The sequence below is a fragment of the Aquiflexum balticum DSM 16537 genome, assembly GCF_900176595.1.
Lineage (GTDB): Bacteria > Bacteroidota > Bacteroidia > Cytophagales > Cyclobacteriaceae > Aquiflexum > Aquiflexum balticum.
On record NZ_LT838813.1, the window covers coordinates 5,196,636 to 5,211,536 of the forward strand.

15 protein-coding genes are annotated in these 14,901 nt (G+C 38.0%); 11 read left to right on the plus strand and 4 right to left on the minus strand.

What is annotated here, in order from left to right:
• Positions 1 to 22: 22 nt before the first annotated feature.
• The 11 genes from B9A52_RS21985 to B9A52_RS22035 all read left to right on the plus strand — a co-directional run bounded on the left by B9A52_RS21985 (position 23) and on the right by B9A52_RS22035 (position 10,735).
• Positions 23 to 394, plus strand: a complete 372-nt coding sequence (locus B9A52_RS21985) for a globin domain-containing protein (RefSeq protein ID WP_084122755.1) — start codon at positions 23 to 25, stop codon at positions 392 to 394.
• A 2-nt stretch (positions 395 to 396) separates the two neighbouring features.
• The gene (locus tag B9A52_RS21990) at positions 397 to 1,158 is read left to right on the plus strand and encodes a lysophospholipid acyltransferase family protein (protein WP_084122756.1); all 762 of its coding nucleotides are present in this window, start codon (positions 397 to 399) and stop codon (positions 1,156 to 1,158) included.
• Positions 1,155 to 1,442 carry an Asp-tRNA(Asn)/Glu-tRNA(Gln) amidotransferase subunit GatC gene (gene gatC / locus B9A52_RS21995; RefSeq protein WP_084122757.1) on the plus strand — a complete coding sequence of 96 codons (288 nt, stop codon included), beginning with the start codon at positions 1,155 to 1,157 and terminating at the stop codon, positions 1,440 to 1,442. Before B9A52_RS21990 ends, gatC begins: the two co-directional genes overlap by 4 nt.
• A complete protein-coding gene (locus tag B9A52_RS22000; RefSeq protein ID WP_084122758.1) occupies positions 1,442 to 4,255 on the plus strand; it encodes a tetratricopeptide repeat protein in 2,814 nt (937 codons plus the stop codon). Before gatC ends, B9A52_RS22000 begins: the two co-directional genes overlap by 1 nt.
• 74 nt (positions 4,256 to 4,329) lie before the next feature.
• Positions 4,330 to 5,052, plus strand: a complete 723-nt coding sequence (locus B9A52_RS22005; protein ID WP_084122759.1) for an ABC transporter ATP-binding protein — start codon at positions 4,330 to 4,332, stop codon at positions 5,050 to 5,052.
• Between the two features lie 81 nt (positions 5,053 to 5,133).
• Positions 5,134 to 5,685 (plus strand): cob(I)yrinic acid a,c-diamide adenosyltransferase, encoded by a 552-nt coding sequence (locus B9A52_RS22010; protein WP_084122760.1) that lies wholly within the window; start codon positions 5,134 to 5,136, stop codon positions 5,683 to 5,685.
• A gap of 1 nt (position 5,686) precedes the next feature.
• Positions 5,687 to 6,754 carry a branched-chain amino acid aminotransferase gene (locus tag B9A52_RS22015; protein ID WP_084122761.1) on the plus strand — a complete coding sequence of 356 codons (1,068 nt, stop codon included), beginning with the start codon at positions 5,687 to 5,689 and terminating at the stop codon, positions 6,752 to 6,754.
• A 108-nt stretch (positions 6,755 to 6,862) separates the two neighbouring features.
• A complete protein-coding gene (locus B9A52_RS22020; protein WP_231955358.1) occupies positions 6,863 to 7,387 on the plus strand; it encodes a hypothetical protein in 525 nt (174 codons plus the stop codon).
• A gap of 61 nt (positions 7,388 to 7,448) precedes the next feature.
• A protein-coding gene (gene prfB, locus B9A52_RS22025) for a peptide chain release factor 2 (protein ID WP_157370258.1) occupies positions 7,449 to 8,553 on the plus strand; the annotation gives its coding sequence in 2 pieces (ribosomal slippage) (positions 7,449 to 7,508 and positions 7,510 to 8,553; 1,104 coding nt in all).
• Positions 8,554 to 8,615: 62 nt separating this feature from the next.
• Positions 8,616 to 9,785: an MFS transporter gene (locus tag B9A52_RS22030; protein ID WP_084122763.1), complete on the plus strand. Its 1,170-nt coding sequence runs from the start codon at positions 8,616 to 8,618 to the stop codon at positions 9,783 to 9,785.
• Positions 9,786 to 9,976: 191 nt separating this feature from the next.
• Entirely contained in the window at positions 9,977 to 10,735 is a 759-nt protein-coding gene (locus B9A52_RS22035; protein ID WP_084122764.1) for a lysoplasmalogenase family protein, read from the plus strand.
• A gap of 161 nt (positions 10,736 to 10,896) precedes the next feature.
• Here B9A52_RS22035 and B9A52_RS22040 read toward each other — a convergent pair whose 3' ends face one another.
• From B9A52_RS22040 to B9A52_RS22055, 4 genes are all read right to left on the minus strand, one after another.
• Positions 10,897 to 12,249, minus strand: coding sequence for a M24 family metallopeptidase (locus B9A52_RS22040; RefSeq protein WP_084122765.1), 1,353 nt, complete (start codon positions 12,247 to 12,249; stop codon positions 10,897 to 10,899).
• A gap of 55 nt (positions 12,250 to 12,304) precedes the next feature.
• On the minus strand, positions 12,305 to 13,672 hold the full coding sequence (locus B9A52_RS22045; protein ID WP_084122766.1) for an MATE family efflux transporter: 1,368 nt from the start codon (positions 13,670 to 13,672) through the stop codon (positions 12,305 to 12,307).
• Positions 13,673 to 13,694: 22 nt separating this feature from the next.
• Positions 13,695 to 14,234: an NUDIX domain-containing protein gene (locus B9A52_RS22050; protein ID WP_084122767.1), complete on the minus strand. Its 540-nt coding sequence runs from the start codon at positions 14,232 to 14,234 to the stop codon at positions 13,695 to 13,697.
• A 63-nt stretch (positions 14,235 to 14,297) separates the two neighbouring features.
• Positions 14,298 to 14,780 (minus strand): Lrp/AsnC family transcriptional regulator, encoded by a 483-nt coding sequence (locus B9A52_RS22055; RefSeq protein WP_084122768.1) that lies wholly within the window; start codon positions 14,778 to 14,780, stop codon positions 14,298 to 14,300.
• Between the last annotated feature and the right edge of the window lie 121 nt (positions 14,781 to 14,901).

A 14,901-nucleotide genomic window follows, 5' to 3' on the forward strand; every position in this document is an offset into this window, starting at 1 on the left:
AAAATTTCAATTCCCTTTAAGGATGAATTCAAACCAATCCATCTATGAAATCCTCGGAGAAGAAAAAATAAAAATCCTCGTCCAGCACTTTTATCAACAAGTCGAGAAATCTCCGGAATTGAGAAAGCTTTACCCCAAGGATTTGGCACCTGCGGAAGAAAGACTATTTTTGTTTTTGATCCATGTATTTGGTGGGCCTCATACTTATTTGGAAAAAAGAGGTCATCCGATGTTGAGACGGAGGCATTTTCAATGGCCTATTGATGAAAAAATGAAAGAGGAGTGGCTCAAATGTATGTTTCAGGCAATTGAAAAAGTAGAAATGGACCCCAATATCAGCCAACAGATACAGGCATATTTTGTCCAAGTGGCAAATCATATGGTGAATAAATAAAAATGGTTTTAATTAGAAGAATCTATAGTGTTTATGCTTTGCTGATGTTCTGCCTCAGTTTCCTGTTGTTTTTCCCTTTGTTTTTGGTTTGTATTTGGGTACCGGGATGGGAAAAATACGGCAGGAAAATCAATCAATTTTGGGCAAACCTGTTTTTTATTTTGATTTTCCTTCCGGTAAAAATTGAAGGGAAAGAACATATTAAAAAAGGACAGCCCTATATTTTTGTATCCAACCATTTCTCCTATATAGACATCGCTATGATGGGATTTATTCCTGGAGATGTGATCTATATTGGAAAGAGTTCCATCTCCAAAGTACCACTATTTGGTTATTATTTCAAAAATTTACATATCGCAGTCAAGCGTGAAAGCATCAAAAGCCGGGGGGAGGTATTACTCAGGTCAAAAAAGGCAATTGACAATGGCAGCAGCATTGTCATATTCCCGGAGGGAGGAATATGCGCACCTAATCCACCTGAAATGGCAAAATTCAAAGATGGGGCTTTCAGTTTGGCAGTCGACAAACAAATCCCAATCATTCCTGTCACTTTATCATTTAATCATTTAATTTTGCCTGATGATGGAAAACTGCTTTTGAATTTTAAAAAAGCAAAACTAGTTTTCCATTCTCCTATTGAAACTGTCGGATGTTCATCCAAGGATATTCCAAAAATCAAGGAAAACTGCTACCAAACCATCCAAGAACAACTCTTGGAAGACAATAAGCAATTGACCACATACATGAATGTTAATACTTTATGAAAATAGATTCAAACAGCGTTAAGAAAATCGCCCACCTCGCAAGACTCGAATTCAACGAAGAAGGTACTGAAAAAATGAAAAAAGACATGACTCAGATCCTCGATTGGGTAGAACAACTCAATGAGGTGGAGACAGAAGGTATTGAACCATTGACAACCATGTCCTCGGAGGTAAATGTACTGAGAGAAGATATCGAAGGCGAGCATCTTTCCCGTGAACAAGGCCTTCAAAATGCCCCCCAAAGAGATTCGGATTATTTCAGAGTTCCAAAGGTCTTGGAATAATGCCACTTTCAATACACCAAAGATTAAGGAATTTTATTTTAAAAGGCCTTCCATTACTGTTTTTATTGGTGGGAGGTTTTTTCCTGTTTTTCAGTTATTTCTTTTGGCAACAAGGTATAATGCCCATACTCCCAGGGATTTTTACAGAAAACCTTGCTGTTCCGGTCAATTTCATCAAGCTGGCGGGAGAACTAATCCCCATAGAGATGGATAATTTTCTGGTTTTTCAGAATTATGAATCCTTGCCACCACAGTTTTTCTCCCAAGTCACTTTTTTTTATGGTGCCTTGATTTGGATTCTCTTTCTATTGGGAATCTGCCTGATCAGTACCCTGAAGAAGATGTATTTTATTGGTGCATCAGCTTTGTTGATCTTCCTTTTGACATTTAGTGGAATAAACGGACTCAATATAGGTGGGATTTCAAGCAACTACGCTTTGATTGCCCTCATATCAGGTACTTTGATTCCCATAATTTTGCTTTCGTTCTTTGGAGAACATTGGGAAATACTGCCCAGATTCTTGGTAGTTGCCGTATTTGGAACAGCTACTTTATATCTGCTTGGTTCTTTTTCAGAAATTAACTCACCCTGGCTTTGGTTAGCAGAAAATGCAATTTTGCCGGCTTCCATTATCACAGTATTGTTTTTATTACACATAGGTCACTCGGTAATTTCAGGCGCCGCATTGTTTCTCATCAAACTCAATAAAGGTACTGGACTTAAGATTTCGTACCACCTTATCCTGATCTTCTTACTTTATTTTCTTCTGACCTTATTTACTTTGCTCGATATTATGGGGGAGGTAAATCTGCCATTTCCAACCATCCCACCCCTGTTTTTAATGGTGATTGGAGGGATTATGGGCTTTTTTGTGGTCAAACTAAAAATTCAACAAACCGAGCAGGCGTTTGATATTCCTATCATTGGTGAGTCTTTTTATCTGATAGGATTTACCATCACCGTCCTGACTTGGGGCAGGGCAATTTTCATAGAAAATGAACCCCTGTATGAATTTTTCAATCATGTTTTTTTATATGGACAAATCAGTCTGAGCTTATTGTTTTTCATTTATCTGATGGCCAATTTTTCTGAAATAATCAATTCAGGAAAGGATGTTGAAAAAATCATTTTCAAGCCTCAGCATTTTGCCTATTTCCACATGAGGATTGGCGCTATCATGGGTTTGGTCATTTTGGTGGTTTATGCAGATGCGATTATTGCTCCGCAGGTATCAAGTGCAAGCACCAACACCGTTGCTGATTATTATTCCCAAACGGGACGACCCTTGGAGGCTGCGATTTTATACGAAAACTCTTGGCTGGAGTACCGAAAAAATGACAAATCCAAAAATGCGGCAGCGCATATTAGATTCGGATTAAGGCAATCCACTCAGGGAATGGACAACCTTTTTGAGAGTTTTGATTATTCTCCAAATGTTCCAAATATCCTGCTATTGAGTTCTAAACTGCACCAACAAAACAAAATTTTTGATGCTTTATTTTACCTTGAAAAAGGGCTGGAATATTTTCCGGATAACCCTTACATGTTAAATAATTTGGCACTTCTTTATTCTAAGTTAAACAGACCCGAAGATGCTGTTGCGGCACTTCAAAAAATATCCAAAGAAAACCTCACCGCCAAATCCAACAAACTAGCCCTTGAGGTAAAACATGGCAAAGAGGTGGAAACCCTATCTTCCATACCTGATGACCTGATCTACAAAATCAATTATCTGGCCTATTCCAATCAAAAGGGTGATTTTGCGGACTTTACATTGGATACCGGAACCCTGCCCGAAGACCATAATTTGAGAACATCTCTATTGAGAAATCAATGGAGCAACAAGATTACCACACCAATGGATAGGGATCTGGCTTTGGTGGATAGTCTTGTGGCCATAGAACAAATGAGCTTTGAAGAAAGGAATTACAGAGAAACCAGGATTCTCAGGACACTACAGGAATCCTACATCAATGAAACTTTAAAATATATCAACGGAACAGCCCTGATTCATTCCAATTCGGCAGGATACTACCATGCAATGGCTGCAAAAATTCTGGCCGGACAATTGGATTTTGAAAAGGCCGCAATTGATATTTCTGTTGCCCATGAAAGAGGATTTGAAAACTTTCAACCTTTTCATCTGGCGGTTTTATATTTTGGAAACAAAGCCGCTGAAGCATGGACAATCCATCAAAAATTCCAAATAAACTTCCCTGCATGGATGGAATGGGATCAAAATGGAAATCTTGAAAGTAACGGTCTGATTGATTTTTTTGAAAAAATCAGCCTACTCCATCGTCAGCTTCCTGAAGATTTTCTAGTAAGCTTAGAAACCATTGAGGATAAATCGCTCCAAGAAGAATTCGCCTATCATGTTATGGTCAATAAACTCCATTGGCTTAATAAACCGGAATATGAGCGAGTCAAAAAAATAGTTTTGGGAAGAAACGGTGAAATACTCAGTGAAGCAGATATAGACTCATGGTATCAATTTGTTCATTCGGACGAAAATACTTTTCCGAACCCAAAAATCACTGAAATATTCCAATTGGATAAAGGTTTGGAGAGAAATGCTTACTGGGCACCCTTTGTTTGGAAAAAAGTCAGAATGGAAACCGATGAGCTTCGTAAATATGAGATCTTACAAGAAGCCATTCAATTCAATAAAGATCCCAAGTTGTGGATTCAATATGTAAAACAAAGTAGAAAAATTGGATTGGACAGTTATGGAAGTGCAGCATTGGTAGAAATGCAATCATGGCTAAATATCCCCCAAATTGAAAAACTTCAAATGGACAACTTAAATTAACTTGTACCGTAATTTGACTAAGAAGTTTTTTTGAAGAAACTTTTCTGTTAAATTGGCTTTTAAAATACTAACCGATGGCAAAGATTATAGAAACGACAGAAATCAGCAAAACCTATAAAATGGGGGCAGAAATAGTAGAGGCATTAAAATCTATTTCCATCACTGTAAACAAAGGAGAATATGTCGCATTTATGGGACCTTCAGGTTCCGGTAAATCAACTTTGATGAATATCATAGGCTGTTTGGATTCTCCTACTTCCGGTCGCTATGTACTGAATGGAAAAGATGTCAGTGACATGTCAGAGAATGAGTTGGCAGAAATCAGAAACAAAGAAATAGGTTTTGTTTTTCAAACTTTCAACCTTTTACCGAGAGCGACCTGTCTTGATAATGTAGCTTTGCCATTGATTTACGCAGGTTTTAACAAGTCGGATAGACAGGAGATGGCTTTTCAGGCCCTCTCAAATGTAGGATTGGCTGACAGGGTTCACCACAAACCTAATGAACTTTCAGGGGGGCAGAGACAAAGAGTAGCTATTGCGAGGGCTTTGGTAAATAATCCAAGTATCATTCTTGCGGATGAACCTACCGGTAACCTTGACTCCAAAACATCTTATGGAATCATGGAGCTTTTCCATGAGTTACATCAGAAAGGCAATACCATTATCATGGTGACACACGAAGATGATATTGCCCACTATGCACACAGAGTAATCAGATTGCGGGATGGACTGGTAGAATCAGATACCCTTAATCCCAATCCAACACGCGGACATGCTGTCTCTTTGGTAGAATAGAAATCATTATTTTTTTGCAAATAGATTCCTATTTTTGCAAGGCAATGGCCTTAACAAAATATTCTGGTAAAGAGCAGATTCATGAAAATTTATACTAAAACAGGAGACACCGGAACTACATCTTTATTGGGTGGAAGGCGGGTACTTAAATCCAACTTACGCATTGATGCCTATGGCACAGTGGATGAACTGAACAGCTTTATCGGCTTATTGAAGGATCAGGAAATCAATAAAAAAAGAGAAGACCTGCTCAAAGAAGTTCAGGACAGACTTTTTACCATTGGGGCGACCTTGGCCACTGAACCTGGTAAAGAAAATGTCAAAAGACCGGATCTACATGAAGAGGACCTGGAACTTTTGGAAAAAGAAATAGACCTTATGGAAAAAGATTTACCTGAATTAAGGAATTTCATTCTGCCCGGAGGTCATTCGGTTGTTTCATTTTGTCACCTAGCCAGGACAGTTTGCAGACGAACAGAAAGGTGCGTGATCGCATTGATGGAAACAGAACCTGTCGATGAAATAATTGTCAAATATTTAAACCGTCTTTCAGATTATCTTTTTGTGTTGGGGAGATTGATTGCCCAGGAATTGGGGATAGAAGAAGTTACTTGGAAGCCAAGATCATTTTAGCATGGAAACGAAATTACAGATAGATATTACCAAAACTTCAAAATCAAAATTGCAGGAAACGGATTTTGATAACCTCGTATTCGGTAAAACCATCAGTGACCATATGTTTGTTGCTGACTTCAAAAAAGGAGAATGGACAGATTTCAGAATAGAACCTTATGCACCCTTATCCCTGAATCCGGCCAATGCTACGCTCCACTATGGACAATCAGTTTTTGAGGGGATGAAAGCTTATAAAAATGACGAAGGAGATATTCTTTTGTTTCGTGCCGATGCCAATCAAAAAAGACTTAATGAATCAGCTGTAAGAATGTGCATCCCAGAAGTTCCGGAAGAATTATTTATGGAAGGGCTGATGCAATTGCTTGATTTGGACAGAGATTGGATTCCAAACAAACCTGGTTATTCTTTGTATATCCGTCCGTTTATATTTGCTACTGATGATTATTTGGGCATCCGCCCTTCAGAAAATTATAAATTCATGATTTTCACATGTCCGGTTGGGCATTATTATTCAAAACCGGTTACAGTAAAAGTAGAACAAAAATATACCCGTGCTGCAGAAGGTGGAACAGGTGCGGCCAAAGCCGCCGGTAATTATGCAGGATCCCTTTACCCTGCGCTTTTGGCACAAAAGGAAGGCTACGATCAATTGATCTGGACTGATGGAAAAACCCACCAAAATATAGAAGAAAGCGGCACAATGAATTTGATGTTCATGATCAATAATACTTTGATCACTGCTCCGACTAACAAGGGAACTATCCTCAAAGGGATCACAAGGGATTCTGTTTTAAAACTGGCTAAAGAAATGGGATATCCCGTCGAAGAAAGATTTCTTACGGTTCAGGAACTTGAAAAAGCACTCATAGAGAATTCAATTCAGGAAGCTTTTGGTACAGGAACGGCGGCTACTATTGCGCATATAGCCAAAATCCACCTCAATGGCGTTGATTATGAATTATCTTCCAAATCCCCTGATTCATTTTCCATCCAAGTCCTGGAGACTTTAGATAAGATCAAATATGGAAAAGTAGAAGACAATAGGGGCTGGATTATCAAGTTGTAATAAAAAATATATTAAACAATTCATATCCCCTCAACATCTTCTCTTCCGGACTTTGTTGTCAAATAATTTAAAATCGAATTTCAATTTTAATTGAAAACAATAGTTCCTATGAAGAAGCTTGTTTTAAGATATAAAACCATAATCTTGACAAGCTTCTTGTTGTTTTTCATGCTATCTACTGGCTATTCCCAAAAATTCCTTCTTCTCCAAAAAGGTTCGAACCAGAAAACCAGGCTTAAATATGAAATAGGAGATGAATTGATCTACAAAACGAAGAATTTTGACTTTTATTTTTCAGACATTATTGTCGATATCAAAACAGATATAATTGTATTGACCGAAAATGTATTACGACCCCAAGACATTACAGCAGTTTATGTTAAAAACAAAGATCCCCGAAACAAGACAATTAAAAATCTTTCATTTTTAGGAATGGGTGCAGGACTGATCTTTTTTACCGGTGGCATCATCAATAGTCTTTATCAGGAAGGTGATCTTTCCCAGGCAAGTAATACTTTGGGTTGGTCGGCAGGACTATTTGGAGCTGGTTTTTTGATTTCCAAGCTCCAATACAAAGAATTCAAACATGAGGGAAAAAACAAAATTCAATTAATTATCCTTTATGGAGATTAAAAGAAAATAGGTTTAAAGTTTATTTTTCACGACTTTTGCACCGCAAAAAACTAAATAAATTATGACATCAGACCAGTTGAAAGACTTGAAAGCCCGCATTTTGGCTTTGAGGAGGTATCTTTGACTACGATAAGAAAAAAGCAGAAATAGAAGATTTGGAGGCAGTTTCCGCTCAGCCTGATTTCTGGAATGATCCGGAAGAAGCTGAAAAAAGCATGAAACAAATCCAAGCCAAAAAGAGCTGGACAAATCAATACGAAAAGGTAGAAACGAGTATTCAGGACCTTGAGGTTCTTTTCGATTTTTATTCTATGGATGAAGTTTCTGAAGAAGAAATGAAGTCGGAATATAAAAAAACCCTGAAGCAGGTCGAAGAATTGGAACTCAAGAAAATGCTCAGCAGTGAAGAGGACCAACTCAGTGCCATGTTGGAAATCAATCCCGGTGCAGGCGGAACAGAAAGCAATGATTGGGCATCCATCCTCATGAGAATGTATATCATGTGGGGAGAAAAAAATGGATATAAAGTCAGGGAAGTTGACCTTCAGGATGGTGAAGTTGCCGGAATCAAATCAGTTACATTGGAATTTGATGGCCCCCTGGCCTATGGATTTTTGAAATCAGAAATCGGAGTCCACAGGCTGGTAAGGATATCACCTTTTGACAGTAATGGAAGGAGACATACATCCTTCGCTTCAGTTTACGTCTATCCAGTAGTGGATGATACGATAGAAATTGACATTAATCCTGCAGACATAGAGCTTCATACTTCCCGTTCGGGCGGTGCTGGCGGACAAAATGTAAATAAAGTCGAAACCAAAGTACAGCTTACCCACAAGCCTTCGGGAATAGTGGTGGTCTGCCAAGTGGAACGCTCTCAGCTAGCGAACAGGGAAAAAGCGATGCAGATGCTGAAATCCAGACTCTATCAGGTAGAAATGGAGAAGAGAAATGCTGAAAGGGCAAAAATCGAATCCGGTAAAATGAAAATAGACTTTGGATCTCAAATCCGCAATTACGTGCTCCACCCCTACAAACTGGTAAAAGATGCAAGGACCGGATATGAAACCTCAGATACACAAAGTGTATTGGACGGAGAAATAAATGAATTCATCAAAGCTTTCCTTCTTGCCCAAAGTGAAGAAGAAGTCAATAAGGATGAATAATTCCAATAGAAACCTTCCAAAGCTAATTAGCGCTGGAAGGTTTCTTTTCTAAAAACCAACTTATGCGGATTCTCCCGACTTTTTTTACTTTAGACTTTTTCCTACTCTGTGCGAGTTCTTTTTTATTTTTTGCCAGCTTCAATATGATAATCCCTGAACTTCCATCCTATCTTAGTTCATTGGGAGGTGAGGATTACAAAGGCTTGATTATTGCCCTATTTACCTTATCTGCAGGTCTGTCCAGGCCATTCAGCGGAAAGCTTGCCGATAAAATCGGAAGGATCCCAGTGATGGTTTTTGGAGCAGTAATATGTCTTGTTGTCAGTATCTTATATCCAATTATCACTTCGGTCGCAGGATTTCTGTTACTGAGGTTTGTTCACGGCTTTTCCACCGGATTTACACCTACAGGTATTTCAGCCTATGTGGCAGATATAATTCCATTCAACAAGCGTGGAGAGGCTATGGGTTTACAGTCTCTCTTTGGCTCTCTGGGAATGGCGGCAGGTCCTGCCTTGGGCGGCTATATCAGTATCATTTGGGGTATAAATCTATTGTTCTACATTTCAGCGTTTATTGCAATTCTTTCAATTTTAATTTTGATCAAGCTGAAAGAAACTGTTGAAGACCCTTCAAAATTCCATTTTGGATTATTAAAACTCAATCGCCATGAAATCATTGAAAAAAGAGTCCTGACACCATCATTGGTCCTTTTTTTGACAGTGTTTTCATTTGGGGTGATTTTGACAATCGTACCTGATTTTTCCACTCATTTGGGAATAGAAAACAAGGGATTGTTTTTTGCAGTTTTCACGCTTTCTTCTTTGGGAATAAGGATTATAGCAGGAAGGGCTTCAGACAAATACGGGCGGATAGCTGTCATGAAAGTAGCCACTCTGTCTATGGCTTTGTCCATGATAATCATTGCGTTTGCGGAAAGTAAAGGAGTATTTCTTTTTGGAGGAGTAATCTTCGGATGCTCCGTCGGAATGAATTCACCCACTATTTCTGCCTGGACAATCGATCTTTCTTTGGAAGGCTTTAGGGGAAAAGCCCTTGCCACCATGTATATTGCCCTGGAAGCCGGGATTGGAATTGGCGCTGTGGTTTCGGGATTTACTTATGCCAATAATTCTGATAATTTTCCATTGGTATTTTTTTTGGCAGCCGGCTTTTCAATTGCTGCATTTATCATTTTAATATTTATACCAAATACAAAATTAAGTCAATAAAAATATAATTTATTTGTAAAAACTATATCTATATTTTTTTTAATATTATTTGCACAAAAAAAAATTAAAAAAATATAATTTATTGATTTTATATAAATACAAAAGATTATTAAAATTTATTTTCAATTTAAAGTGTTTAATTTTTTATTTAATCATCTATTTTAGGGTTGATTTATTACGATTGTAATTTTATGTCAACTTGGAACAGTAGATTCACCGCTATATATTTTTTGTCAGCTTTGCTGGCAATTACCTTTCTTCTAAATAACCTGAAAGTTGGATTTTACATTTTCAATCTTTGCACACTGCCAATTCTCATGATTGGTTTGATTCTGAAATTTAAAAAAAACAATCATTCCTTAATGCCATTGATGATTGTGGCTATTTTCTTTTCATTCTTAGGGGATATTTTGATGCTGCCTGATATTGAAATAAATTTATTTAAAACAATAGGTATTTGCACGTTTATAGTCGCCCAAACCTTTTATGGTCTTTTGTATATCAAGTCTTCAAAGCTTGGAATTAGGAAGGCAAACACAAGGCTAACTCAATTTTGGCCTGAGTGCCTCACAATCATTATTTTAGGAATAAATGCATGGGTAATTTTATCCTATACCAATGATCTTTTTATACCCAGTCTTTTTTATTCAGTTATAGGCATAGGAGCGTTTGTTCTTGCCTTGAGCAGGAGATTTTTTGTGAGATGTAATAGCTTTTATATTGTTTTTATTGGTGCCTTATTATTTATATTTAGTGCCTCGATAACAGGACTTGATTTTTACAGTAAAAATCCATTAAGGCATGGTGCCAGTATTTTGATATATACTTTTGCACACTATCTGGTCAGTTATGGTATACTATTACAGATCCAGATTCAGGAAGCTCCAGGAGACCATGTTCAAAGTCATGTTCAGAAGAAATCCCTGATAAAAAATCGAAATGGTTTTTAATTTTACTATTTGCTTTCTTCCCACTGACCACTCATAAAATGGTTTGTAGTCCAATGTGGTTGATTTGGACTATTGATCTTAATCTGTCAAAAAAATATCCGCTTCTCTGACCAATAAACCTCATTTATCAATTAAAGAAGCGGATTATTATGTTTTTAATTTCAATTTTTAAGAAAATCGCTTTTTCTGGGAATGGTCATAAATTCCACCAATCTTCCATTGAGATAGGTTACTTTTTCTCCATCAAAGGATGCCCCTTCTTCCAGCATAATCCTGACATCTTTGTTCCACTCTTTTACAAAAACGACAGCATTGAGTTCGATGGCGTAAACGGTGTTTGGATAGAGAGGATAGTCACCAGCACCTTCAGTATCTCCCTGATTATCCCACATGCCTATTGTCGGTCCTGCAGCATGTCCATGAGTTCCCAGAGGATGGGAATAAATACTTCCCCTGATTCCTTCCGACTCCATAATTTTTCTGCTTTCCCGCAAAATCTGATTTCCGGTTCTCCCCTCCACAAATTGTGATGTGAGAATGTCCTGAAGCCTGTTCCCAACTTTCATTGCATCCTTAAGATATTGTGGGACGTCATCTTCACCGGGTTTTAAAACATAAGCTAATTGTTGGGTATCAGTATTCAACCTCATATAGGTTATTCCAAAATCCATATGCAGGATATCTCCAGGCATAATAACCTGACTTTCTGCTTTAACTGCAAATGACCTTAATTGCTCCTGAGAGTCCGGATCAGGTCTTTGCAAATCAACAGATGGATGAAACCATGTATCCAGCTTCAATGCCTTGATCCTTTCTCTGTACCACCAAACCACATCATCAGTGGTAGTGACTCCGGCAGTGATTACATTTTCAGACAGGCCTTCAGCTATGATATGGTTGGCAATAGCTTGGATATGTCTGTAAGTCGCCATTTCAGAAGGAGTCCTTGTTTCCAACCAACCTACAGCAAGATTTTGTGCTGAAGTTATTTTCGAATGGAAGTTTTTGGGCAAATATTCCAAAAGGGTATTGTACTCAGTAACATTCAGACCATCTGCATGTCCATAGTCTTTGGCAATATTCAATCCGATTTTATTTGGTTTTCTCTCTACAATCAGATCTGACAATCTTTTCCATTGGTCGGGCTGTGCGTCGGGATCCCAAGCTTTTTTAAATGCCTTCCCAACATCATATCTGGCTACGGCAAGTGTTTCCACTTCATTGCTTCCAGGAGCTTTATAAAGCACCAACATGGTTCTCCTTCTGGCTGCATGCCAAGTAGCAGGTAAAAAAGTTTTGATTACGGGGTCTTCATTGTATTCTCTTGAAATGATCACCCACATGTCGATACCAGCTCTATCCATCAATTCAGGTAGAATGGTTTTGATTCTTTCATCGAGCCATTGGTCAATAACCACAGCTTGTTCCCTTTGACTCAAAACATGAAGTTGTTGGCCAAATGAAATTTGAATGCAGAAAACACTGATGCCAAGTAGTATTAAGATTTTTTTCATATTTAAGGTTTTATTCTGGGAAAATAGGAATAAAAGGCAATAATAAAAAGTCAATCTATACCGTCGGAATTTTGCTTTCTTTTTCCTTCAGCAGTCTCAAACTCAATTTGTGAAATCTGAAGAGCAAAAGAATACCGGTCACTGTAAGTCCAATCAAAAGACCATACCATATCCCGACTTCATTCATCCCCAAAACAAAAGCAAAAACATAGCCCAAAGGAAGTCCTATAATCCAATAGGCCACCAAGGTCACAATAGTAGGAATTCGGACATCTGACATCCCTCTTAGAGCCCCCAGACCAACCACCTGAATACCATCAGATAGTTGGAACAATCCTGCGATAACCAATAAAGTGGCACTCATCTTAATAACTCCTGCGTCATTGATATACATTGAAGGCAAAAATTCCCTGAATACGATGAAAATGACCGCCGAAACACTCATAAAAATAGCAACCATTATAAACACCGTAAATCCTGCATCCCTTAAGGTCCGGATATCGTTTCGACCCAACTGATTGCCTACTCTGATCATCGCTGCTATCGAAAGACCTGAGGCCATCATATAGCTTACTGATGCCAGATTAATCGCAATCTGATGTGCCGCCAATGCATTTACACTGATCCATCCCATCATTATGGCTGCCGAACTGAATGCCCCTACTTCAAAAATGAACTGAAAGCCGGTAGGAACTCCAATTTTAAGCATCTTTGTAATCATGGGGAGGCTTAGTTTTTTAATTCCCATTTTCAAAGAATAGGGCTTGTATCTGTTGGAATTCCAAACATAATAAAAGATAATTCCTGCCATCATCAACCTTGATATCAAAGTAGCCCAACCTGCCCCATTCAAGCCCATAGCCGGGAAACCTAGGTTTCCATAAATCAAAACCCAATTCAGAAATACATTGATGCCATTACAAAATATGGTGATATACATGGCCTGTTTGGTTTGGGACAAACCTTCGGCCAATTGTTTGAATGTCTGAAAAAACATAAAAGGCAACATGGAAAAAGTAATTATCGCCAAATAGGGTATAGCTAAAACCACTACTTCTTTGGGTTGATTTAAATGGTGAAGCAAAGGAGATGACAGGACGATAATCAAAAAAAGCATGGTCCCTGTCGCCATATTGATTATAAAACCATGGTTGAATAATCCTGAAATCTTTTTGGGGTTTTTCTTGCCATCCTCCATAGCCACTAAGGGTGTTATAGCCATTGAAACCCCTATTCCAAACATCAATGCGACAAAGAAAATACTGTTTGCCAGGGAGGCTGCTGCCAAGGGTTCGGCACCCAATCTTCCTACCATCATACTGTCAGCTACACCTACAAGAACCTGCCCCAACTGACTTAGCATCACAGGTATAGCGAGACTGGTTGTCTTAAAATAATTATCTTTAAATTCGGCAAAAGTCATTTCAATATAAAAACGGTATTTTTTACATATTTAACAAGCGCGCAACTTTCAATAATCCTGCAATCGAAATCGCATCGGTAATCTCCCCGTTCATGACCATATCGACTGCTTTGGTCAAAGGAATTTTTTGAATATGTAATTGTTCTGTCTCTTCAAACTCAGTTTGTCCTGGCGTCAGATCCTCTGCCAAAAAAACAAATCCTTCTTCATCAGTCACTGAATTGGATGTGTGTATGCGCATAATTTTTGTCCACTTTTTTGCAGACAAACCTGTTTCTTCTTTCAATTCCCTTTTTGCGGAATCCAATATATCATTGGCAACAGGACCTCCACCCATAGGTATTTCCCAGGAATACTCATTTAAAGTGTACCTAAACTGCCCTACAAGCCAAGTATTTCTCTCTTCATCTAATGGGATTATACCGAGTGCTTTGTTCTTGAAGATTACTTTTCCATATATACCATCTTTTCCTGAAGGAATGACCACCTGATGCTCTTCAAGGCAGATCCAGGGGTTTTCGTATATATTTTTTTTTGATTTTGTTTTCCAGGGATTTTCCATGAATTCCTAAATAAAAAAAGGGTGACTGCAAGCCACCCTTTCAATGATTTAAATTTTAAATTTTTATAGGGGTATCGGCAATACTTTACTGTCCTTAAAAGTAGAAAGAATAACCATAGATTGCATGGAATCCACTTCCCTAATTTCACTGACTTTTTCCAACATCAATTTCTGGTAAGCAGTAATATCTTTGGCAATGATTTTAAGAATAAAGTCTCCGGTACCGGTAATATGGTGACATTCTATCACTTCCTGAATTTCATTGATCTCTTTCATAAAGGCATCAATATTTCCTTTATTATGTCCTATGAGGCTGACCAAAACAAATGTACTCACACCTAACCCAATTTTTTCAGGGTCAAGCTTTGCATGATAGCTCTTTATAATTCCGGATTGTTCAAGTTTTTTTACACGCTCTAAAGTTGGGGCCGGAGAAAGTCCGATATCCTTAGAAAGCTGGGCGTTGGTTATTTTAGCATTTGCCTGAAGAATCTCCAGGATTTTGCGATCTATCTTGTCAAATTTCACTTTTATACTATTATCCATGATTGAAGAATTTTCGAAATTTTATGTGGTGCAAAGTTAATATAAATTGATATTGTTTTAAAACAAATACCAACAAAAAACGACACTGATTTCAAAATATTGTTATCTAATTACCTTCTTT

Coding starts and splice junctions, on each gene's coding strand:
- B9A52_RS21990 (WP_084122756.1), top strand. CDS start 397: ATGGTTTTAATTAGAAGAATCTATAGTGTTTATGCTTTGCTGATGTTC.
- B9A52_RS22020 (WP_231955358.1), top strand. CDS start 6,863: ATGAAGAAGCTTGTTTTAAGATATAAAACCATAATCTTGACAAGCTTC.
- B9A52_RS22035 (WP_084122764.1), top strand. CDS start 9,977: ATGTCAACTTGGAACAGTAGATTCACCGCTATATATTTTTTGTCAGCT.
- B9A52_RS22005 (WP_084122759.1), top strand. CDS start 4,330: ATGGCAAAGATTATAGAAACGACAGAAATCAGCAAAACCTATAAAATG.
- gatC (WP_084122757.1), top strand. CDS start 1,155: ATGAAAATAGATTCAAACAGCGTTAAGAAAATCGCCCACCTCGCAAGA.
- B9A52_RS21985 (WP_084122755.1), top strand. CDS start 23: ATGAATTCAAACCAATCCATCTATGAAATCCTCGGAGAAGAAAAAATA.
- B9A52_RS22040 (WP_084122765.1), bottom strand. CDS start 12,249: ATGAAAAAAATCTTAATACTACTTGGCATCAGTGTTTTCTGCATTCAA.
- B9A52_RS22030 (WP_084122763.1), top strand. CDS start 8,616: ATGCGGATTCTCCCGACTTTTTTTACTTTAGACTTTTTCCTACTCTGT.
- B9A52_RS22055 (WP_084122768.1), bottom strand. CDS start 14,780: ATGGATAATAGTATAAAAGTGAAATTTGACAAGATAGATCGCAAAATC.
- B9A52_RS22045 (WP_084122766.1), bottom strand. CDS start 13,672: ATGACTTTTGCCGAATTTAAAGATAATTATTTTAAGACAACCAGTCTC.
- B9A52_RS22050 (WP_084122767.1), bottom strand. CDS start 14,234: ATGGAAAATCCCTGGAAAACAAAATCAAAAAAAAATATATACGAAAAC.
- B9A52_RS22000 (WP_084122758.1), top strand. CDS start 1,442: ATGCCACTTTCAATACACCAAAGATTAAGGAATTTTATTTTAAAAGGC.
- B9A52_RS22010 (WP_084122760.1), top strand. CDS start 5,134: ATGAAAATTTATACTAAAACAGGAGACACCGGAACTACATCTTTATTG.
- B9A52_RS22015 (WP_084122761.1), top strand. CDS start 5,687: ATGGAAACGAAATTACAGATAGATATTACCAAAACTTCAAAATCAAAA.